18 protein-coding genes and 3 tRNA genes are annotated in these 22,488 nt (G+C 33.9%); 8 read left to right on the forward strand and 13 right to left on the reverse strand.

Going from position 1 to position 22,488, the window contains the following annotated elements; translation table 11 throughout:
- The first annotated feature begins 2 nt into the window (after window positions 1-2).
- The 4 genes from dnaE to EHC72_RS05720 all read left to right on the forward strand — a co-directional run bounded on the left by dnaE (window position 3) and on the right by EHC72_RS05720 (window position 5,228).
- Window positions 3-3,014 carry a DNA polymerase III subunit alpha gene (dnaE, locus tag EHC72_RS05705; protein ID WP_131536708.1) on the forward strand — a complete coding sequence of 1,004 codons (3,012 nt, stop codon included), beginning with the start codon at window positions 3-5 and terminating at the stop codon, window positions 3,012-3,014.
- A gap of 75 nt (window positions 3,015-3,089) precedes the next feature.
- Window positions 3,090-4,193 (forward strand): Fic family protein, encoded by a 1,104-nt coding sequence (locus EHC72_RS05710; protein ID WP_131536709.1) that lies wholly within the window; start codon window positions 3,090-3,092, stop codon window positions 4,191-4,193.
- A 16-nt stretch (window positions 4,194-4,209) separates the two neighbouring features.
- Window positions 4,210-4,722 (forward strand): YdeI/OmpD-associated family protein, encoded by a 513-nt coding sequence (locus EHC72_RS05715; RefSeq protein ID WP_131536710.1) that lies wholly within the window; start codon window positions 4,210-4,212, stop codon window positions 4,720-4,722.
- The gene (locus EHC72_RS05720; protein WP_131536711.1) at window positions 4,719-5,228 is read left to right on the forward strand and encodes a hypothetical protein; all 510 of its coding nucleotides are present in this window, start codon (window positions 4,719-4,721) and stop codon (window positions 5,226-5,228) included. Before EHC72_RS05715 ends, EHC72_RS05720 begins: the two co-directional genes overlap by 4 nt.
- Here the strand turns inward: EHC72_RS05720 and EHC72_RS05725 are convergent, their stop codons facing one another.
- The 8 genes from EHC72_RS05725 to EHC72_RS05760 all read right to left on the reverse strand — a co-directional run bounded on the left by EHC72_RS05725 (window position 5,229) and on the right by EHC72_RS05760 (window position 13,360).
- Window positions 5,229-5,957 carry a polyprenol monophosphomannose synthase gene (locus EHC72_RS05725; protein WP_131536712.1) on the reverse strand — a complete coding sequence of 243 codons (729 nt, stop codon included), beginning with the start codon at window positions 5,955-5,957 and terminating at the stop codon, window positions 5,229-5,231. It lies immediately after the preceding gene.
- Between the two features lie 101 nt (window positions 5,958-6,058).
- Window positions 6,059-7,540 carry a peptide MFS transporter gene (locus EHC72_RS05730; RefSeq protein WP_131536713.1) on the reverse strand — a complete coding sequence of 494 codons (1,482 nt, stop codon included), beginning with the start codon at window positions 7,538-7,540 and terminating at the stop codon, window positions 6,059-6,061.
- Between the two features lie 8 nt (window positions 7,541-7,548).
- Window positions 7,549-9,318 carry a peptide MFS transporter gene (locus tag EHC72_RS05735; RefSeq protein WP_131536714.1) on the reverse strand — a complete coding sequence of 590 codons (1,770 nt, stop codon included), beginning with the start codon at window positions 9,316-9,318 and terminating at the stop codon, window positions 7,549-7,551.
- Between the two features lie 146 nt (window positions 9,319-9,464).
- A complete protein-coding gene (locus EHC72_RS05740; protein ID WP_131536715.1) occupies window positions 9,465-10,361 on the reverse strand; it encodes a hypothetical protein in 897 nt (298 codons plus the stop codon).
- A 90-nt stretch (window positions 10,362-10,451) separates the two neighbouring features.
- A complete protein-coding gene (locus tag EHC72_RS05745; RefSeq protein WP_131536716.1) occupies window positions 10,452-11,627 on the reverse strand; it encodes an acetyl-CoA C-acyltransferase in 1,176 nt (391 codons plus the stop codon).
- Between the two features lie 179 nt (window positions 11,628-11,806).
- Window positions 11,807-11,974: a ribbon-helix-helix domain-containing protein gene (locus EHC72_RS05750; RefSeq protein ID WP_131536717.1), complete on the reverse strand. Its 168-nt coding sequence runs from the start codon at window positions 11,972-11,974 to the stop codon at window positions 11,807-11,809.
- A 2-nt stretch (window positions 11,975-11,976) separates the two neighbouring features.
- A complete protein-coding gene (locus EHC72_RS05755; protein WP_131536718.1) occupies window positions 11,977-12,498 on the reverse strand; it encodes a hypothetical protein in 522 nt (173 codons plus the stop codon).
- A gap of 4 nt (window positions 12,499-12,502) precedes the next feature.
- Window positions 12,503-13,360 carry an SPFH domain-containing protein gene (locus EHC72_RS05760; RefSeq protein ID WP_131536719.1) on the reverse strand — a complete coding sequence of 286 codons (858 nt, stop codon included), beginning with the start codon at window positions 13,358-13,360 and terminating at the stop codon, window positions 12,503-12,505.
- Window positions 13,361-13,549: 189 nt separating this feature from the next.
- Between EHC72_RS05760 and EHC72_RS05765 the strand changes: the two genes are divergently transcribed.
- The 4 genes from EHC72_RS05765 to EHC72_RS05780 all read left to right on the forward strand — a co-directional run bounded on the left by EHC72_RS05765 (window position 13,550) and on the right by EHC72_RS05780 (window position 16,010).
- Window positions 13,550-15,556 (forward strand): HD family phosphohydrolase, encoded by a 2,007-nt coding sequence (locus EHC72_RS05765; protein WP_131536753.1) that lies wholly within the window; start codon window positions 13,550-13,552, stop codon window positions 15,554-15,556.
- A 77-nt stretch (window positions 15,557-15,633) separates the two neighbouring features.
- Window positions 15,634-15,720, forward strand: a tRNA-Ser gene (locus EHC72_RS05770).
- Window positions 15,721-15,810: 90 nt separating this feature from the next.
- Window positions 15,811-15,884 (forward strand) — tRNA-Pro (locus tag EHC72_RS05775).
- 49 nt (window positions 15,885-15,933) lie between these two features.
- Window positions 15,934-16,010: transfer RNA gene (locus EHC72_RS05780), tRNA-Pro, on the forward strand.
- Between the two features lie 199 nt (window positions 16,011-16,209).
- Here EHC72_RS05780 and EHC72_RS05785 read toward each other — a convergent pair.
- From EHC72_RS05785 to EHC72_RS05805, 5 genes are all read right to left on the reverse strand, one after another.
- Window positions 16,210-17,277, reverse strand: a complete 1,068-nt coding sequence (locus EHC72_RS05785; protein WP_211660281.1) for a hypothetical protein — start codon at window positions 17,275-17,277, stop codon at window positions 16,210-16,212.
- A 308-nt stretch (window positions 17,278-17,585) separates the two neighbouring features.
- Complete coding sequence (locus EHC72_RS05790; RefSeq protein WP_131536721.1) at window positions 17,586-18,236, reverse strand: response regulator transcription factor; 651 nt, start codon at window positions 18,234-18,236, stop codon at window positions 17,586-17,588.
- 86 nt (window positions 18,237-18,322) lie between these two features.
- Window positions 18,323-18,907 (reverse strand): DUF4142 domain-containing protein, encoded by a 585-nt coding sequence (locus EHC72_RS05795; protein WP_131536722.1) that lies wholly within the window; start codon window positions 18,905-18,907, stop codon window positions 18,323-18,325.
- Between the two features lie 48 nt (window positions 18,908-18,955).
- Window positions 18,956-19,675, reverse strand: coding sequence for a DUF481 domain-containing protein (locus tag EHC72_RS05800; protein WP_131536723.1), 720 nt, complete (start codon window positions 19,673-19,675; stop codon window positions 18,956-18,958).
- A gap of 279 nt (window positions 19,676-19,954) precedes the next feature.
- A complete protein-coding gene (locus EHC72_RS05805) occupies window positions 19,955-22,393 on the reverse strand; it encodes an outer membrane beta-barrel family protein (protein ID WP_131536724.1) in 2,439 nt (812 codons plus the stop codon).
- Window positions 22,394-22,488 lie beyond the last annotated feature (95 nt).

Here is a 22,488-nt window from a genome sequence, read left to right on the forward strand (position 1 = left end):
CTATGTTTTTAAATGTCCATTCCTCATATAGTCTTAAATATGGTACACTAAATATTGATCAGCTAATTAAATTAGCCCGTCAGTTGGATATTCATCAAATGGTGCTTACCGATATAAACAATTCTACCGGGGCTGTAGAGTTTATCCGAGAATGTTATCGTCAATCTATTGCTAAAGACAAAAATGAAACCCAAAGTGGTAATATTCCATATCAGTTAAAACCTATAGCAGGTATAGAGTTTAGAAACCAAAATCGGTTGCTTTATGTGGGCATTGCTAAAAATAAAGAAGGTATGCGAGAGCTTAATGAATTTTTAAGTCAGCATAATATTAGCAATATTCCTTTACCTGATGTGCCACCCAAGTTTGAAAATGTTTACATTGTTTATCCCTTTCATAAACTTTTCGCAAAAGATTTAAAAGAAAATGAGTTTGTAGGAATCAGAAGCAACCAGTTAAATTTTTTATATAAACATCAGATACTAAAACAGCAGCATAAAATGTTGGTGTGGCATCCAGTTACGGTTGCAAATAAAGTTACCTACCGTTTGCACGAATACCTCAGAGCTATAGATTTAAATACACTTTTAAGTAAAGTATTGGAGAACGATAAATGTGAAAAAGATGAATGTTTAATTCCCGAAAGCAAGCTAATTGAGCAATTTGAGCAATATCCCTTCATGGTTGCCAATACACAGAAACTTTTAGATAGTTGCGATTTGAGTAGTTATTTTGAATCCGGTCCTCAACCGAAATCAAAAAACCGAGAAACATATACAAAAAGTTTAAGGCACGATCAACTGTTGCTGAGAAGAATTGCACTTATTGGTTTAAAATATAGATATGGCGAACATAATGAAATAGCTAAGGCACGGCTTGAAAAAGAACTCCGAATTATTGAGTTTAAAAATTATTGTGCCTATTTTTTAATCACTTTCGATATTGTGAGATACGCCATAGGTAGATGCAAGTTTTACCATGTTGGCCGTGGTTCTGGTGCCAATAGTTTAGTGGCTTACTGCTTAAGAATTACAGATGTAGACCCCATTGAACTCGATTTATATTTTGAACGTTTTCTGCATGAAAAAAGAACTAGTCCGCCAGATTTTGATATAGATTTTTCTTGGGATGAACGAGAAACCATGCAGAAATACATCTTTAAAAAGTATCCAAAAGGTCATGTTGCTTTTTTAGGCACAATGAGCACTTTTAAAGATCGGGCAATTATTCGCGAAATTGGTAAAGTATTAGGTTTATCAAAAGAAGAGATTGATAGTTTTACTGATCCAGCAAGGGAAAAAGAAAATCAGAAAAATCCAACCTATCAAAAGCTGTTAGCCGTACATAGTTATATGAAAGATATGCCAAACCAACGTTCAATTCATGCTGGTGGTATTTTAATTTCTCATGAACCCATCACTTATTATACAGCTTTGGATATGCCCCCAAAAGGCTTTGCAACTGTACAATGGGATATGTATGAAGCAGAACAAATTGGCTATGAAAAATTTGATATTCTAAGTCAGCGGGGTATTGGACATATTCGTGAAGCTGTAGACTTAATAAAAGCCAATCAGGGAAAAGAAATTGATATTCACGATTTTAAAACCTTTAAACAAGATGCCAAGCTAAATGGAATACTTAAAGAGGGGCAGCCCATTGGTTGTTTTTATATCGAATCGCCCGCAATGCGACAATTGCTTAAAAAACTTAAATGTGATAATTATTTAACGCTTGTTGCCGCAAGCTCCATCATTAGACCTGGGGTGGCCAGTTCGGGTATGATGAAGGCTTATATTGAGCGCTACCATGCACCCGATAAAGTTGTGTATTTGTGTAAGGAAATGGAAGAACAGCTAAAAGAAACCTATGGTGTAATGGTTTATCAGGAAGATGTAATTAAGGTTTGCCATTATTTTGCAGGTCTGAACTTAGCAGATTCGGATATCTTACGTAAAGCCATGAGTGGCAAATACCGCTCTAAACTGGCTTTTGATGAACTGGTTAATAAATTCTTCCTTTCTGCTCGTAAACAAGGGCATGCCGAAGAGTTAATTGCTGAAGTGTGGCGACAAATATCTTCTTTTGCTGGTTACAGTTTTTCTAAAGCGCATTCGGCATCTTTTGCAGTAGAAAGCTATCAAAGTTTGTTCCTTAAAACCTATTATCCTAAAGAATTTATGGTAGCTGTAATTAATAATTATGGCGGTTTTTACAGTAGATGGGTTTATGTACACGAATTGCAAAAAACAGGGGCAAATGTACATTTACCTTGCGTAAATAATAGCGATGATGTAGTGAATATTAATGGAAACGATGTTTATTTAGGCTTTATCCGGATACAAGGTTTAGAAGATAAATTTTTAAACCGCATTGTGAATGAACGCAAACAGAATGGATTATATATAGATTTGGAAGATTTTGTACAACGAACATCCATTACACTAGAACAAGCAATTATTTTAATCCGTTTGGGTGCTTTACGTTTTACAGGTAAAGATAGAAAAACATTGCTTTGGGATATTCATAACTACCTAGGCTTTAAACAAAAGAAATTTGATCATGCCGAGTTATTTAAGTTAAAATATAAAACTTACCAATTACCATCACTAGAAGATTCTGCATTGGAAAATGCATACACCGAATTAGAACTTTTGGGTTTTCCGCTTAATTACAAAATGTTCAACTTTTTAAAAACTAATTACCGTGGTGAGGTAATGGCATGCGAAATGAATAAGAGGGTAGGCGAAACGGTTAGAATGGTTGGTAATTATGTTTGTGAAAAAACTGTTCACACCATTAAAAAAACTAAAATGTGGTTCGGAACTTTTTTAGATGCTAACGGTGATTTTTTCGATACCACACATTTTCCAAATAATACTCCAGTTTATCCCTTTAAAGGTAAAGGATGTTATTTAATTTTAGGAAAAATAGTTGAAGATTTCGGCTTTCCAAGCATTGAAGTGCTAAAATTTGCGAAATTACCCATTCATATGAATCCTGTTGCAAGCTAATTATGAGCCGAATAATCTATTTATTCGGCTCATAATTAGCTTGTTTTTGAGCCGAATAATGATTATATTCGGCTCATGAAGTATAATTGGGAACTAGCAGATTGGCCAGAATTTAGTTATTCATTAAAAGAGTTAGATCAACAACTGACTGAATTTATCTTGCAAATTGGAGAAGTAAACGGCTTGGTAAAAACACTGTCTGAAAACATTCAGCAAGAAACCCGATTAGAACTAATGCTTGTAGAAGCAATTAAAACTTCAGAAATTGAAGGAGAATACTTTAGTCGAGAAGATATAATGTCTTCATTAAAAAATAATTTAAAATTAAATAAAACTCCCCTGGCTGTTAGGGATAAAAGAGCCAATGGAATCTCTAGCTTAATGGTTAATGTTCATAATACATTTAAAGGAAAACTAACAAATGAAAAACTATTTGAGTGGCATAAATTATTGTTTTCAACTAATAATTCTATAAATGTAGGTACATGGAGAAAGGGCAGTGAGCCTATGCAAGTAGTATCTGGTAGAACTGACAAAATAGAAGTTCATTTTGAAGCACCTCCATCTAAAAGTGTGCCTTCGGAAATGAAAAAGTTTATTAAGTGGTTTAACGAAACCGCATCTGGTGCAATAAATGAAATTGCTAATCCAATAATGAGAGCAGGTATAGCGCATTTATATTTTGAAAGCATTCATCCTTTTGAGGATGGTAATGGTAGAATTGGCAGAGCAATAGCTGAAAAAGCATTATCCCAAACTTTGGGCATTCCGGTATTAATTAGTTTGTCAGTAGCGATAGAAGCGGATAAAAATGCTTATTACTCAGCTTTAAAAAAGGCTCAAAAAAGTAATGAAATTTCAAATTGGCTAAAATATTTCGCAGATATATCATTAAAAGCTCAAAAGAATACCAAAGATTTAGTGAGTTTTACATTAAAAAAGGCCAAATTTTTCGATGAATTTAAAGGAAAACTAAATGCTCGTCAGGTTAAGGCTGTAAATAAAATGTTTGATGCTGGATTGGAAGGATTTGAAGGTGGGATGACTGCTCAGAAATACATTTCAATTACGGGAGCATCAAAAGCTACTGCAACAAGAGACTTAAAGGAGTTAGAAACTCTTAATGTCTTAATTTCTTATGGAGGGGGGAGAAACACGCACTATAATTTGAATCTGTAAATTTTTATATTTAAATATGATTTACCTTAAAGTAGAAATAGAACGGTTTGAACAGATGGGTGAAAAAACGGGGTGGAGTTATGTTTTTATCCCCTCAGCTATAGCAAATCAAATAAAAGCAAATTGTAAAGTAAGTTTTAGAGTAAAAGGTAAGATCGATCAATTGGAAGTTTCTGGTATGGCTACTGTACCGATGGGAGAGGGTGATTTTATAATAGCTTTGAAAAGTGAAATCAGGAAAAAGCTTAAAAAAGAAGCCGGTGCAACAGTAGAACTTTATTTAGAAGAAGATAAAAATTTTAAAATAGAAATGCCTGAAGACCTGGAAATCTGTTTGTCGGAAGAGGAACACTTGATGGCGAACTTTTTAAAACAAGCAAAATCTCACCAAAACTATTACATCAACTGGATCAATCAGGCTAAAACGGAAGTTACAAGAACTAAGCGTATTGTAATGACGGTAAATGCAATTGATAAGCAACAAGATTTTAGCACAATGATAAGGGAGAGTAAAGGGAAAATTATATGATAAAAGTTGAAGAGATAAGCCCTGAAGAGATTTTAAAACTAGAAAAAAAGGGAGTAAGCTCTTATCTCAGTATTATATTGCTTAACCTAATATTTTTTGGATTATTTACATGGGTATTTAAAGCACCAATAGAAGTATTTTATGGGTGCAGCATTCTAATGCTACTTGTTTTTTTAGGTGTTTATGTCTTTGGTGGTCAAAAGAGTATTTCAAAGGATTTAAAAGAGGGGGTAAAAATAACTAGAATAGGTAAAGTAATTGCGGTAAATCAAACAATTGCTTACAAAACCAGACTTAAAACTATTGAAATTACACTTGAAGAAGAGTCTGTACCAGAAAATTTTCCGAAAATAAATAAATTCGACATTTACAATTCTTATGGGCAACTATTTTACCACCAAGATTATAAATTGAAAAAGAACTATGAAGAATTAATTGGAAAACAAATTGAATTAAGCTATTTTCCTTATTCAGGAGTTTTACTATCGTTTAAGCTAATCAGTTAATTATCTTTTGTAATTTCTAAACCAGCTATTAACCTTCATTTGAATTACGCCTAAAAAAGCTTCTCGAAATATTCTAGTACTCATTTTAGAAGTTCCTTCAGTTCTATCCGTAAAAATAATTGGAACCTCTACAACTTTAAAACCATACTTAATTGCCGTAAACTTCATTTCAATTTGGAAGGCATAACCTACAAACTTAATTTTATTTAAAGGAATGGTTTCCAAAACAATTCGGCGGTAACATTTAAAACCTGCAGTAGCATCCTGAATGTTTATTCTGGTAATTAAACGAACATACATGGAGGCAAAATATGACATTAAAACTCTGCCCATGGGCCAGTTTACAACATTTACTCCCTTTACATACCTTGAGCCAATAGCTACATCAGCACCGTTTACACACGCCTCACGTAAACGAACCAAATCATCAGGATTATGAGAGAAATCGGCGTCCATTTCGAAAACGTATGGATAGTTTTTTTGTAAAGCCCAGTTAAATCCGTAGATATAAGCAGTGCCTAAACCTTGTTTGCCAGCACGTTCTTCAATAAACAAATGCCCTGAATATTCTGCTTGTAGTGATTTAACAATTTCAGCAGTTCCATCCGGAGAACCGTCATCAATAATTAAAACATGAAAAGGTTGTGTTAAAGAAAATACCTTACGGATAATCTTTTCTATATTTTCCTTTTCGTTATAAGTTGGAATGATGACTAAACTATCTGACACTTGTTAATTGAATAAAGTTTTAAAGGGGCGAAAGTAAATATTAAATATGAAAAAACCCGTATCAAACATTGTTGATACGGGTTAAATGTTGTTAAAATTACTTATCTAACTTCGCCCATTAGTTTTTTAACTAATTGAGAGAAGATAATTAATGCTAAACCTGCGATTAAAGAATATACAGCTAAAGATTTATAACCTTCCGTATAAGCCATTAATTTTGTTGTTAAAGATGCATTTTCAATGCTCGACATTTCAGCACCAAGTTTGCCAGCAGCTAATTGTCCGAATGCACTAAAAAGGAACCAAAGGCCCATCATCATTCCAAACATTCTTTTTGGAGATAATTTGGTAATGATTGACATACCGATTGGACCAATACATAATTCGCCCAGCGTTAACAATAAATAAGCAAAAGTAAAAATATTTAATGAGCTAATTCCTTGCGCATTAGCGAAGAATCGTGTTGCATAAAAAACATAAAAACTCGCAGCAAGTAATATAAATCCTAAGCCAAATTTAACAACAGTATTTGGCTCTATTTTACGTTTGTACATGCCTAACCAAAGTATACCTACAATAGGACTAAAAACAATTACGAAAAATGAATTTACGCTATTGTTAACCACATTAGGATCAATATTTAGAAAAAGTACTTTATGATCCAAATTATCTTTTGCAAATAATGAAAGTGAACCTCCGCTTTGCTCAGAAATGGCCATAAAAATAAAATAGCAAAAGATAAATACAAATGCAGCTAAAAGTTTATAACGAGCTTTTGCATCTTTAATTCTGAAGGTTTCTATTAAGAAATAAATCAAGGCAAAAACACCGATAGTATACATAAAATAGTCTGTGTATGCTGTGTTTCTTACCATGATGTAAATCAATGGAATACATAATAGTGAGCCTATGTATACTGCAAATTCCGAAAATTTTTGCGTTGTTTTTTTTAGGTGAAGGAGGGGAGAGCTACCAATTGGGCCTAAGTATTTTTTAGTAAAAATAAATGTTCCTAATCCAAATGCCATTACAGCAGCTGCAGAAAGAAAGCATAAATTCCATGAATAATATTTTCCCAAATAAATACAAAGTGCGCCACCAGCAAAGCCACCAACATTAATACCAGCATAAAATAAGCCATAACCAGCATCTCTACGATTATCCTTTTCATGGTACAACTCACCAACCATAGATGAAATATTGGGTTTGAAAAAACCTGTACCAATAATGGATAAGGTAATACCGATGTAGAACAAATCGTGTGGAGAAAAGGCAAGAATTAAGTTTCCGATAATCATCAAGGAACCACCCCAAAAAAGTGATTTTCTGAATCCTAAAACTTTGTCTGCAAAAATACCACCAATAAAAGTGAAAGCATAAACAAAAGCTTGTATAGCGCCATATTGCAGGTTTGATTTTTGATCTGAAAGGTGTAATTGATCCACCATAAAAAAGGCCAAAACACCACGCATGCCATAAAAACAGAAACGTTCCCACATTTCTACTAAAGATAAATACCAAAGCTGTTTAGGGTATTTACCTTCGAAATTCTGAATTTCTTCTATTGAAATTGCTTTTTCCATTGTACTCATTATTTTACGCCGTGCATTAACCGTTTAATAATTGGGGTAAGCATCATAATGAATAAACCCAAACCAATAGGAATTAATGTGAAAATTAGGAAGAAGGTAGACATTGAATATTGTGCAGTAATTTTATCAATCATACCACCCATTGTACCCGCAATTTTATTTCCAATGGCGATAGCTAAGTACCAGATACCGAACATAATACCGATCATACGACCAGGAACCAGTTTACTTACATAAGATAAACCTACTGGAGAAATAAATAACTCGCCCATGGTATGGAAGAAATAGGCCAAAATAAGCCAAATCATACTTACGGAAGCAACTTTTGCACCTGAAGGAATTGAACTTGAACCATAAGCTAAGGCAGCGAAGCCAATACCCAATAAAATCATACCGAAACCATTTTTAACGGTTGCTGTTGGGTTGTATTTACTTTCCCAAAGTTTTGAAACAATAGGTGCACAAGAAATAATAAATAGCGAGTTTAATACACCAAACCACGTTGCAGGCACTTCTGCCTTAACATCGCTGTATTGGTTTTTAAGCATATAAATTACAATACCCCAAATAATAGCAAAACCAAGCGCTAAAATGATGTTACCTATTGCAAACTTAGCAAAGGTTTGTTTAAACAATTTTAACAATACATAAGAGATAATTGCTAATGGAATAACGGTAATTAAGGTATTTGCAACATTAAAAATAATCTTTGCGTTACCTTCTAATAATCTAGCCGTATAATCTTTAGCAAAAATGGTCATGGAACCACCAGCTTGCTCAAACGATGCCCAAAAGAAAATTGTGATGAATGCCAGTACAATTACTACAATCATTTTATCTCTAAGTTTCGGTGTGTATTGAGCAATCCTTTTAATCAGGATAAAAATAAATAAGGAAAGTGCTACAATGATGGCAAAATTATCACCTTTTAAGCTTCCAACGGAGAAATTGAAAATATTGCTTCCTGTAATTTTAGAAACCGGATCGTTTATGATCCATACTAATCCAATAACTGAGATTAATATAATAAGTACAATATCAAAAATTGAGAATGGGTTTTTCTTTGCTTCGGCAGGATCTTCGTCTTCATCAACAATTTTTTCGTTTTTAACAGGTTTTAAACCAATAGAACCGAATATGTTTTTAGTGAAATAAAATTGAAGCATCCCTACAAACATAAAAATACCTGCTAAACCAAAGCCGTAGCTCCAGCCCCAGTTAGGATTTTCGCCGATATAACCACAAAGTAACATTCCTAAAAATGCACCAGAGTTTACACCCATGTAAAATATAGTGTAAGCACCATCTTTTTTCTCCGGATGTTTTTTGTACATGTGAGATAAAATAGATGTCATGTTAGGCTTAAAAAATCCATTACCAACTACTAAAAGGCATAAGCCCAAGTACATAAAAATTGGATTAAACTCAAAAGCCATCGACAGATGGCCCAATGTCATTAAAAATGCTCCAAGAATAACTGCCCAACGGTAACCAATTAATCTATCTGCAATATAACCACCTAAAATTGGTGTTAGGTAAGCCAGTGAAGTATAAGAACCATAAATAGCAAGGGCGTGCTCTCTTGGCCATCCCCAGCCTGGGTTATCACCTAAAAGTGATGAAGTTAAAAACAATACCAGTAAGGCACGCATACCATAGTACGAAAATCTTTCCCACATTTCCGTAAAGAAAAGTACGAATAAGCCCGCAGGGTGGCCCAGTACTTTACTGCTAAAGAAATCGTCCTTGGTTTCAATTGTTGTTTGCATAAAACATTTGTTGGTTTTAGTTTATGAATTCAGAATTTGTGTGTTGTTTAAGGTAGTTTTGCAAGGCGCAATATAGGCAGCGGATGGCAAACTCACAAATTTTTCGCTTATTGCTAAAGTAATGAATGAGTTATATTGTCCTTAAATCAGAACTTTCTGATTGGTTTAACATTTTTTGTTGGGTCGGCATAAAGTTCATCACTAGAATTAGGATCATTTTTTAAGATCACATTTTCCTGAAATCTTAACCTTCCGCCAATAACTTTAAAGGCATCAATGTTTCCATCGCTACCATAAAAATCATATCTACCTTTCATCTCAGGATCGAAAGGTTCAAGGTGATCAAATACAATCATTCCTGCTTTCTTATCTGTTTTTAAAAGCATGGCATTTTGTTTACTGTATTCAAAAATGATCCTGTTTTTACCTTTCAACTCTTTTCCATCGAAAACGGGAGCGCCGAAAGTTAAATTGTTTTTATCAAGGGATAAAACTTCAATTACTTTTTTGGTGGTTGTGGTAGAGTTACCCTTCCAACCTAAAAGAATATAATAAGGCAAACGGCCTGAAGAATTTACAGGTATAATTTCATAATACCTTGCTCCATACCATTTTTGATTATCGTTAATTTGATTTGCATCCGCAATATTATCAGTTTGATCGATTAGTGGGTATAGTTTTAATTCCCCATTGCCCGTATTCATTTGGATGGTTCCATAAAATCTATAAGTGCCATTTTGTTGCTGTACGTACCAGGAAAGGATGCGGAAGGCCTGATCTGGTGATTTAATTACCGATACATTTTTAAGCGAATCAAATGGGTAATTAAAAGAATTTGGTGTTTTTAATGCCTCAACCAATTTTTTTACAAATAGGCTGTTTAAGGTTGCTTTTTGCTCATCATGCTCTGTATTAATTACCGCATTAGAAATTTTTATCAAACTATCCTGAAAAACATTAAGCTGATTTGGTAAATTCTGTGCTTTCACGCAAAATGCCATTAGCAATGTAGGAAGTAATAAATAGAACCTGTAAACTTTCATTTTAATAAATCTATTGATAAAAGAGGGCCGTTTTTTAACGGCCCGTAGAGTTAAATTAAATAGGTAATATAAATTTATCTTATTGTAATTTTATAATTTTTCGATTACCAAAGCACTAGCACCGCCACCGCCATTGCAAATTCCGGCAACACCGATTTTACCATTATTTTGATTTAAAACCGATAATAATGTAACCACAATCCTTGCGCCTGATGCACCGAGTGGATGACCTAACGCTACTGCACCTCCGTTAACATTAACCTGGTTTTCTTGTAAATCTAATTTTTGATTATTTGCGATTGAAACTACGGAGAAAGCTTCGTTAATTTCGAAGAAATCTACATCTTTAATATTCACATTAGCTCTATGTAAAGCCAAAGGAATAGCTTTTGATGGGGCTGTAGTAAACCACTCTGGTGCCTGTTGAGCATCAGCATAGCCTAAAACTTTGGCTAAAGGTTTAATGCCTAGTTCTTTTGCTTTATCTGCACTCATTAAAACTAATGCTGCTGCTCCATCATTTAATGTTGAAGCATTTGCTGCTGTAACAGTTCCATCCTTTTTAAATACAGGTTTTAATGTTGGTATTTTATCAAATTTTACCGCAGTTGGTTCATCATCAGTGTTTAATAATGTGATTTCTCCTTTACGATCTTTAATTTCTACTGCTATAATTTCTTCAGAAAATTTACCAGCATTTTGTGCGGCTTGAGCTCTTTTATAGGATTCTATTGCAAAATTATCTTGTTCCTCGCGACTGATATTACATTCTGATGCACATAATTCGGCAGCAGAACCCATATGATAATCATTGTAAACATCCCACAACCCATCTTTTACCAACCCATCTGTTATTTGTCCGTGTCCTAATCGATATCCATTTCTGGCTTTATCCAAATAATAAGGAACATTACTCATGCTTTCCATTCCACCTGCAACAACAATATCCTGATCGCCGTTTACAATGCTTTGAGCAGCTAACATAATAGCCTTAGTGCCCGAAGCACATACTTTATTAATAGTTGTGGCAGGTAAATCTGGCAATCCAGCAAACTTAGCTGCTTGTGTAGCAGGCGCCTGACCTAGATTAGCCGAAAGCACGTTGCCCATATAAACTTCTTGAATTTGTTCAGGCTTTAATCCGGCTTTTTCTACTGCGGCTTTAATAGCAAAGCCACCTAGTTGAGTGGCAGAAAATGAAGATAATGAACCTCCAAAGCTACCAATTGGCGTTCTCACAGCCGATACAATTACAACTTCTTTCATGTATTATTTTATTTTTTATGAATTTTTGGTTAGACCGCTAAGTTATGCATTTTTTAATATTGCATTAACGCTTAAAAGTGAATTTTAGCATTCGAATAACAGTGGCTGAAGGAGATGCATTTAAACGTAAAAAACACAGGTGACTTTATTTACCTGTGTTTTCTTGTCAGTTATTTAAGCTAGTCTTCCTTAGACTTTACTTTTTTACGAGATTTAAGTGCCTGTGTCAACAAAAATTCAATTTGTCCGTTAGTGCTTCGAAATTCATCGGCGGCCCAAATTTCTACTTCTTTTAACAAAGCAGGACTTATCCTTAATACAAAAGCTTTTTTATCTTTCTCAGCCATCCTTAATTTATTGCTTGTATATTATATCTTATTTTTAAATTGATGAGGAATAATTCCAGTTCATCAACTTTATTGGAGCTGAATAACAGCTTTCTTCCATTTTTAAATTCCAATTGTAAACCTTTATTATTATCATTAAGAAGGTAAGCTTTATCCTTAAACTTAAACCAAAGTCGATTTTTAGTTCCATAACCACCATATTCAGCAAAAGCATCATATTTTCTGATGTAAGCTTTTTCAATCTGCATCCAACTAAAAATGCTAGGTTTTATATGAAAAGGAAAATACTTGAAAGAAATCTTCTCTTGGTTAATATTTAGCGTGAGAACATTCTTTTGGATAATAAAGATAATGAGAAAAGGAAATAAAGCACCTCCAATTGGAAGGAAATACATGTTTTTTAATTCCTGATAACTTGGTCCATTTTTATAAAAAAAGAGAATACCTAACGTTGGAATCAAAGTTGCGGCAGTTACCAGGTATAGCCACCAAATGTTTAAGCTTTGTTTTTCCTCAAACTCCATTACCTTAATTATATAATGTGCCGGTGTTTACCACAGGTTGAACATGTTTATCGCCACAAAGTACAACCAGTAAATTACTAACCATAGCTGCTTTACGTTCTTCATCCAATTCAACAATTCCCTTTTGTGATAATTTTTCAAGGGCCATTTCTACCATTCCAACAGCACCTTCAACAATTAATTTACGAGCGGCAATAACAGCAGTAGCTTGTTGGCGTTGCAGCATTGCACTTGCAATTTCTGGAGCATATGCTAAGTGTGAAATTCTAGCCTCTAAAACTTCTATTCCAGCTCTGGATAAGCGTTCATTTAATTCGTTTTCTAAAAGTTCGCTTACTTTTTCAGCACCATCTTTAAGCGTTATGCTAGTTTCTTCGCCTTCAGCATGATCGTAAGGAAAAATATTTGCCAAGTGCCTTACTGCAGCTTCGCTTTGAATGTTTACGTATTGCATATAATTTTCTACAGAAAAAATAGCTTTGGCGGTTTCATTCACTTTCCATACTACAACGGCAGCAATTTCAATTGGATTACCGAGCTTATCGTTTACTTTAAGTTGTTGCCCGTTTAAGTTGTTTGCTCTTAAAGAAACCTTTCTTTTTGTTGTTAATGGATTAACCCAAAAAAAGCCATCGGTTTTTACGGTGCCTACATATTTACCGAAAAGGGTTAAAACTTTAGATTCGTTCGGGTTATTTATAATTAATCCCGGCAAAACCAGAAAAAAGTTGAAAGCAAGGATACAACCGCCCCAAATGAAGCTTTCTGTAACGAAACAAAAAACTGCCGCTCCCAATAATGCCAGAAACAATGCAAATGTTAAATACCCAGATGGTGGGTTAATAATTTTTTCTTGATACATAGTGATATTAATTTGATATCATAAAGTAAATTATAAAAATTGGTAATTGCAAACAAAACGAGTAAAATGTATATTAGATAAAAATGTTATTTTTGACATTATCTTAAATGTACCGTTTTGGCTAAAATCAAGAAAAATTCCCATAAGATCCTATATCGTAAGTATTCATCCAATTTAAAATATGTGATGATGATTTTTACGGTTTTTATTATCACACTCTTTTTACCCAAACAACCACGTTTCAGGTATGAATTTGAAAAAGGGAAGGTGTGGATGAATAAAGATTTGATTTCGCCCTTCAGCTTTGCCATTCTAAAAACAAATCCTCAGGTTAGTACAGATAAAAAGAACGCTTTAAAAGATGTTTTGCCTGTTTATCAATTCGATAAAGACATTACAAATAATTCGCTTGAAGGATTTTTAAATGAATTTGATATTAAATGGCGCTCTAAACAGCTAGAAGAGAAAGATAAAGCGCTTTACAAAGGTGAGGCTTATAAAATTTTGCAAACCATTTATGCCAAAGGTATTATCGGTTTAAATGTAAAGCATCAAAGTACAGGTAAAAATTATGATTTTTCTTTATTGGAAAATAATGTTTCGAGACAGCGAAATACACAAGATGTTTTTACTGCAGAAACCGCTCTAAAATTCTTTAGAGATAATTTTAAGGCTACCAATCAAGTAATGAATGATTTGATTAGCAATTTGGCCGAAGATCATATTACACCAAACATTATTTTTAATGAACGCTTAACGCAAGTTATTCAAGAAAATACAGTAAGTAATGTATCTACAACAAAAGGTATGGTGCAGAAAGGCGAACTTATTGTAGCCAAAAATGATGTAATAGATGATGAAATTTATCAGAAATTAGATTCCTACAAAGCAACTTATGATGCACAAACCAAAACAATAGGTAGTTTATCGCTAGTTTATCTTGGTCAGGTAGTGCTTGTAGGGTTTGTTTTAACCATTTTAATGTCGTTCCTTTTTCTTTTTCGTAAAGATATTTTTGCCGATAATCGTCAGCTCTCGTTAATTCTGATTGTAACCACAGGGATGTTATTGGCACTTACCTGGGCACTTAAAATGAATATCGTTAGCTTATATTATATCCCATTTTGCGTAGTACCTATCATAATTAGGATTCTTTTTGATACCCGATTGGCACTTTATCTACACATGCTGGTTATTTTAATTGCCGGATTTTTTGTTGCCAATAGCTTCGAATTTGTTTTTTATCAAGTTACAGCAGGTATGGTGGCTATATTTAGTATTAAAAATTTCGTAAAACGAGAAAGATTCCTAGTATCTGCACTATATATATTATTAGCCTATTTCGTTTCCTTCGTTGGAATAGCCCTTTTAAGAGAAGGATCATTCAGAGAAATAGAGTGGGCTAACTTTCTACCATTTGTATTTAGCGTTTTACTCTCGTTGTTAGCCTATCCATTAATATATGTGTTTGAAAGAGTATTTGGAATCACATCAGATGTTGCACTGATAGAATTAACCAATACCAATAATAAGCTGCTTAGAGAGCTCGCTTTTAAGGCGCCAGGTACATTTCAGCACTCATTACAAGTTGCAAACCTTGCAGAAGCTGCTATCTTTAAAATTGGTGGTAATTCTGTATTGGTAAGGGCAGGGGCATTATATCATGATATTGGTAAGGTAGATAATCCGCAATATTTTATTGAAAACCAAAATACAGCCGTTAGTCCGCACGATAAACTCCCATACGAACAAAGTGCGCAGATTATTATTCAACATGTACACAAAGGAATTGAGATTTTAAGAAAGAACCAAATTCCAGAAACTATCATTGATTTTATAAGAACACACCATGGAAATACTCGAGTAGATTATTTTTATCAGTCGTTTTTGAAAAATTCTCCCGAAAAATTTGTCGATGAAAACATCTTTCGCTACCCAGGTCCCATACCTTTTAGTAAGGAAACTGGAGTGCTAATGCTCGCCGATTCTGTCGAAGCAGCCTCAAGAAGTCTCAAAAATCCCGATGCTCAGAACATAAATGACCTAGTTGAAAGGATAATTAACTACAAATTGGAACAAAATCAATTAGATAATTGCGATTTAACATTAAAAGATATTGAAACTATCAAATTGATTTTCAAGACTATGCTGATGAGCATCTATCATGTGCGAATAGATTATCAACATTTATCATAATTTTTTTTTGAAAAATAGGTTGTTTTACTATATTTGCACACCCTAAAGCAAGTCGGTAGGACAAGTTTGAAGGAAACGGAGAGGTGCCTGAGAGGCCGAAAGGAACAGTTTGCTAAACTGTCGTACTGGCAACGGTACCGCGGGTTCGAATCCCGCCCTCTCCGCAAATTAAATTGCAAAATAAATTGGTTTTAGTCATTTTAAAATCGTTACTTTGCAATCCCTTCGAAAAAGGGATAAAAAAGATACCAGTTCGGGGTGTAGCGTAGCCCGGTATCGCGCCTGCTTTGGGAGCAGGAGGTCGTAGGTTCGAATCCTGCCACCCCGACAAATTTGCAGATGTACTTGCAAATTATTTTGAAAGATCGATACCACCTCGGGGTGTAGCGTAGCCCGGTATCGCGCCTGCTTTGGGAGCAGGAGGTCGTAGGTTCGAATCCTGCCACCCCGACCATTAAAGCCTTTAGATTTATTTCTAAAGGCTTTTTTGTTTTTACTCAAGATGCGAACGCATCATTATTCGTTCTTATTACAATTAATAGAGAGTTTAAAGGCATTTTCGTAGGTGCAGAAAACAAAAGTTATTGAAGAGGGCTTTATGACTCACATAAGCAAGCCGGATGCGCTATAAAACAACCGGCTCTTAGGCAGATTTAATGGTCTTGTTTGCCTCTTTTTGGGGTTTTAGTTATGTTTGGAATGAAAATCAAATAGTCGTAACCTTTTATAATTCTTTCTAACTCCAAATTCTCTACTTTAAGCTTCTTTTTAGAGATTGCTTGTTTCAAGGGCCTTAAATCATAGGCGTACCAATTGTCATCTTTCACCACGGTTAAAAAAGATTTATATTGATCTAAATCAGCCAATGTTTCACCTTCTTCCTTTCCCATGAGCATAATGTGTAATGACTTCCGATAATTTGCCTCTTCAACATTGGAAACCAAATTGCCAATATCAAATACTTCCATTAAACTCTCTCCCTTAGGCATGTGATTAGCACCAAATTTGAAAAGATTCTTTTTGTCTTTCCATTCAGGGAGCTTCTCAAAAACAAGGTGTTTCATGTATTGCACTCTTAAAGGATGAATTCGATTTAAATACAGTTCTCTGCTTAATTTTAGTGCTTCAAGTTGCTCTTTCTCGTTAGCTGATAAATTCAGGGCGTTCAATGCGTTCGTTTTTGCTAGAAAATCATCAGAGAACAAATAAAATGTGGTGTTCTTTTTTGTGTCATAAGCAGCAGAATTAGCGATCATCTGCTCATAAATTTCTTTTGCTTTAGCATTTTTGGATTGTTTACTCAATTCCGAAAGCAGTAACCGATCTGAAAATAAACTAATTTGATCAGCTCCATATAATTTGATGTTCTGCTGAACTATATTTTTGAATAAATCAAACTCGGCTTCGCCTTGTAAAAAAGATAAAGCTGAACCTGATTCATTACGGAATTTATCCAATTCAGCAGGGGATAAGGATTTAATTTTTGTTGATATTGTATTGATTGTATACGGATCTATTTCAAGAATATAGTTGTCAAATTTAATATTCTGGATAACCGCGTTTGTGAAGTAAGGGACTTCACTGCTGAAATGTATCTCGCCCAATAATACAGAATTGCTCTTGTTGATTTCATCCTGTAGGGTAATCCATCCTTTACCTTCGAAAGTGTTGTTGTTGGTTTTTTTAAATGTGGAGTAGTTTTTTTGAATTAAACTATCCATTAATGTGGTTTGTGCGTAACTGAAATTGGCAATAAACAAGGTTAGAATTAGTAGTTTGGTTTTCTTCATTTCTTTTTTTTGGAAAGATACAATATTGATATAATAAAGTAAACCACTGCGGTTTGAAAAACAACACTTTGCTACTTATGGAAATGAATCGCCTGGTGTTGGTAGCGTTATTAGTAGGTCAAAGGCAGTATGGCTGTTTCAGAAATGAAAAACTGCCTAACAGTGCAGGTATTTCTTAAGGATTTTAGGTTTGTTTCTGAAGATTTTTTGGATCTTGATCCTTTTTTTCATCTATTCTATTATTGGATTAATCTATTTACCAGCGCAAAACGAATTAATGCAGCTGTGTTTTTCATTCCTGTTTTATCAATTAAAGCTTGTCTATGACCCTCAATTGTACGTTTACTAAGGAATAGCCTATCAGCTATTTCATTATTTGTATACCCTTCGGCAACTAAATTTAAAACTTCGATTTCGCGAGAGGTAAAATCTACTAATTGTTTTGTACCTGCGTATGTGGAATTTGTTTGTTGAACAACATTATTCAAAAGTTTAAATCCGATTTCATTACTCAAATATTTTTCGCCCTTATTTACCTGCTTTATTGCAAAAGAAAGCTCGTCCTTTGATATGTTTTGCAATAAATAGCCACTTGCACCATCATTAAAGGTTTTTATAATTTGTTGTTGGTTATCCAACTTGGAAATGGAAATTATTTTAACATGGTGATTAAGAGCTTTAATCTCTTTAATTAATGTTGTGCCATTTAATTCACCATCATCAATTGTCGTTAGCACAACATCAATACGATTATTTTTTGTAATCAAATTCAATGCCTCTTCCGCATTGTTTGCTTGTCCTAAAATGGTAATATCAAGCACAGATTTGAGTAATATTTCAATTTCATTTCTAACAATATTATTGTCGTTAACTAAGATAATTTGTATCATTTATTTTTTAGGGATGAAAATTGATTGCGTTATAAGCTAGAAAATCCCGAGGTTTCCCCCAGGATTTCCTTAAAAGCTATATTAATTTATTTAATGCTTTCGTGAATTTTGTTTATCATATCCAAATGCGCCTGCACTATAGGAGCAGTTTTATTTGCAAAAGCTTTTAGGTCAGCGTCTTTACCGTCTTTACCTTCATCTTGCATTAACTTTAATGTCTTTTTATGACCATCAACCATAGCTTCAACATATTTTTTGTCGAAACTGGTTCCAGTTAATTTGCTTAATTCTTCTGCTTTTTTCTTGTGGTCATCATCAATATCAGTTGGCAAAGTGATGTTTTTTGTGGCAGCCAAAGTCATTAATTCTTCATTTGCTTTCCCGTGGTCGGTTACCATCATTGTAGCAAATTCTTTAATTTTAGCATTAGTGCTTTTTTGTAGAGCAAGTTTGCCAAGGGCAACTTCTGCCATACCGCCAGTTGCGGCTGTAGTTGCAAATTTAGCATCAGCCTCATCTACGGCAATGCCTCCAGTAGCGGCAACATTTGTAGTGGTATCTTTTGCTTTATTTAAACTGTCTGCGCTTTCTTTAGCGTCTTTTGTGTTGTTGCACGCCTGAAAAGCCAATGTGGCTAAACCTATTGCGCATACGTAAATTAATTTTTTCATGGTTTTGTTGTTTTTCTAATACAACAAGTTAATTGGCATATGGTTTCATTAAAAATACTTATCGAGCGTAAGCCCATATGTAAAATTTAGGTTTTCGCTATTTGTAATGTTAAGTTTGTTATAGTTTAATGCTGTTGTTAAACTGATCCATTTCCTTATTTTTAGTCCTACCGTTGTTACCGAACGAATAATGTGGTCGCCTGGTCTTGAAAAAGAGCTTTGTAAAAAATGACTTCCGTCTATCGTCAGTATTTCTTTTATGGCGAAATGATACTGAAGTCTTACGGAGTTTCTGAAAGTGTTATAATTTTCGCCAGCAACTAAACTACTTTGGTCAAACAATATACCATCACTAATATTAATGTAAGCATTTTCTTTATCCAATAGGCTATAGGCAATTCCCAAACCGCCTAATAGTTGATTTTTTAGTTTTAATGAGTAACTGGTGTTATAATTTAACAAACCCCAATAATAGAAGTGGGGAAAAGTTTTATATAAGTTAAAGTTTAGGGAGGTAGAAAAATCGTTATTGCTCAAATTGCCATTCTGTTTACCATAAAGCCATGCGGTTGAAGAATTTACAACAATGCTTTTTCGTTTTAAGCCATAATTTAATGCGTTATTTAGTAAATATGCTTTATCGGTGTTGGTGCGGTTAATGGAGCCTGTTGATGAAAGCATGATGTGGTTTTGCGTGCTATCGTTGTATTGTGCAAAGCAAAATTGCTGAATTAAAAATGTGCATAATAGTAGTAAAGTTTTCTTCATGCTCAAATAACAGATAAAGGTATCTTATGTTTAATCTGGAAGTGTTTTTTCGAGGCTGAAATTGGTGTAGAATTAAATATCCTGCGGAAAGATCAGGTTAATACACATAATTTAGAACTACGAAGCAATCTTAAAGCGTTAGAAAGGGAAATGGATTTTATAAGATTGCTTCGTAGCTCGCTATTGATAATTTATTTTTTATCTATGTGAATCTGTATGGTTTGAGGTAATTATTTTTCAATTTAATTAAATGCAGTTATTGTGCTTACGAATACTATATTAACCACCGGATTTATTTCCGCCGCTTTTTGTGTCATCGTTATTGATACTTCTTTCATTCTTTTTGATTGAACCCTTAAGTTTACCAAATTTCCAGTTTAAGCTGGCATTAAATGAACGTGCAAAATTTTGACTGCTATACGCCTGGCTAAAGTTTTCGCCATCGGTATTGGTTCTATAGTATCTAAACTTCATAAAAGGGTTATTAATACCTGCAGTTAGTGTTAATTTATCTTTAATAATTTCTTTACTGCCACTAAAAGACATGTAGCTATAATCGCCAGATTTACCCTGAAGCATTACATCAGCACTGTTGTAGCTAAAACTTGCGTTAACACGCCATTGGTGTTCAAATTTGTAGCCTGTATTTAAATAACCGTAACCTGTAATGCCTTTATTTTTGGTTAGCACACCATTAATTAAGCCTTCAATCCAAATGTAACCCATATTACCGCTAAGGCTTAAATTCCATTTTGGCGTAATAGGATAGTTGATGTTTAAATTGGTTTGTAGTTTTTTATCCTTCCCGATGTTTTCATAAGTCATACGGGTTATTTTAGTAACATCATTGTACACATAAACACTCTGTACGGTATTGTTTGCGTAATTGTAGCTTAAGCCGAGGTTTATTGATCCCTTTTTGAATTTGCTATATGAAAGTTCAAAATTGTTACTTAATACAGCTTTAAGATCGGGATTTCCTGTAGTTTCAAAATTAGGAGTAGAGCGATCAACAAATGGATTAAGGTTATCAATCCACGGTCTTTCAATCCTTTGCGTAAAGCCAAGATTTAAATTGCTATTATCTTTAAATTTTCTGTTTACTGAGAATGAAGGAATTACATTTGTATAATCGGTGTTTACATTTGAAGCATTGCTGATAAAATCAGCTTTTACAAAAGTAGTTTCAATACGAACACCAGCTTTAAAACCCCAGTTGGTTAGGTTTAAAGTATAAGAATTGTAGGCCCCGATAATATCCTGATTGTTATTGAATATATTGGTTCGGGTTGGATCAATAATATAATCTCCTGAACTATTTTGACTCTTGTATTCGAAATTACTGTCGTTATCTCTTAAAATCCCCTTTAAACCGCCTTCAATATTTAGCTTTTTAACTGGGTGAACATAGTCTAATTGAATGGTTTGCTCTCGAGATTTGCTATCGTTATGCTGAATATAATTTGGATCATTAAAATTAACTCTATTATTAAAAGTTAAGTCGTTATCTTGTGGATTGCTAGAATTACTGTATTTGTATGAAAAGGTTAACAACCGATCTTTATTGCTTTTAAAGCCAAGTTGATAGTTTAATGTTGCATCGAAACCACCCCAACCATAACGCGTTTTATTAAACAAATTGTAAGTGGTATTTAATGGAGTAGCAGCCAAATTATAATTCTGAATATTGGTTGATTTATTATACCCGCTATATGGATTTAACTCTGCCGTAATTAAATTTAAAGTATCAATTTCATAGCTTAATTCTGCACCACCATATCGAAAGTTATTCTTAAATTCTCTTGTACCTAAAATATTTAAATTTGTTGGATTGTCGCCGGTTGTAACTCGCGAACTAATTGTTTGTGTTTCCGGAGAATTATAAAAACCCGTACCGCCATAAGCTGTAACACCAAATTTGCCTTGTTTAACGGTAATCATTCCACCAATACCAGGGCCACCAACTGGAAACTGATGGCGAAGGTTAATGTTTCCATTGTATCCGTTATCAATCTTTTTATTGGTGATAATGTTGATAATACCCGAAAGGCCTTCACTATCATATTTAGCAGGCGGGGTAGTAATAACTTCAATTTTTTGGATAGAAGAAGCTGGCATACTTCTTAATACATCCTTAGGACTACGGGCTACCATACTTGATGGTTTGCCGTTTATTAAAATTTTATAGTTTCCACTTCCCTTAAGTTTAATATTATCATCAGCATCCAAAGAAAGTAAAGGTACTTTACGCATCATATCCAGAGCGGTTAATACTTTGCTTTCGGGGTCTGCTTGAATATCGTAAGAAATGCGATCAACTTCTTGTTTAATTAAAGGCTTTGAAGCGCTTACAGAAACCTCTGATAAGTTATTCGTTTGTGATGCAACGGTGATATTTTGAAGATTAATAACAGGTTTTTCTGCTGTAATTTCAATATTGGTGTTTTTTGGATTGTAACCCACTGCAATTGCCAATACGGTATATTTTCCAATTGCAATCTTTTCAAAAGTGAAGCTTCCGTTTGCTTCTGTAACGATTGTTTTGGTAACAATGTTATCCTTTTTTAAAGCAATAGTCATAAACTCAATAGGCTTTTTCGTAGCCGAATCTATTGCTATTCCTTTTATAATACCAGGAAGGCTTTGAGCTTTAGTAAGTTGAACTGAAAAAAATAAAATGGAAAATACAAATAGAAGAATGTAGAAGATGCGTGTCATGTTTAGTTAAGGGCAAATAATTTTTTTGATGAGTTTAGTTAAAGCACATAATGCTTTCATATTTCATATGACGAAAAACTAAGGAAATAGTTGCA

The sequence above is a fragment of the Pedobacter nototheniae genome, assembly GCF_004335085.1.
Taxonomy (GTDB): domain Bacteria; phylum Bacteroidota; class Bacteroidia; order Sphingobacteriales; family Sphingobacteriaceae; genus Pedobacter; species Pedobacter nototheniae.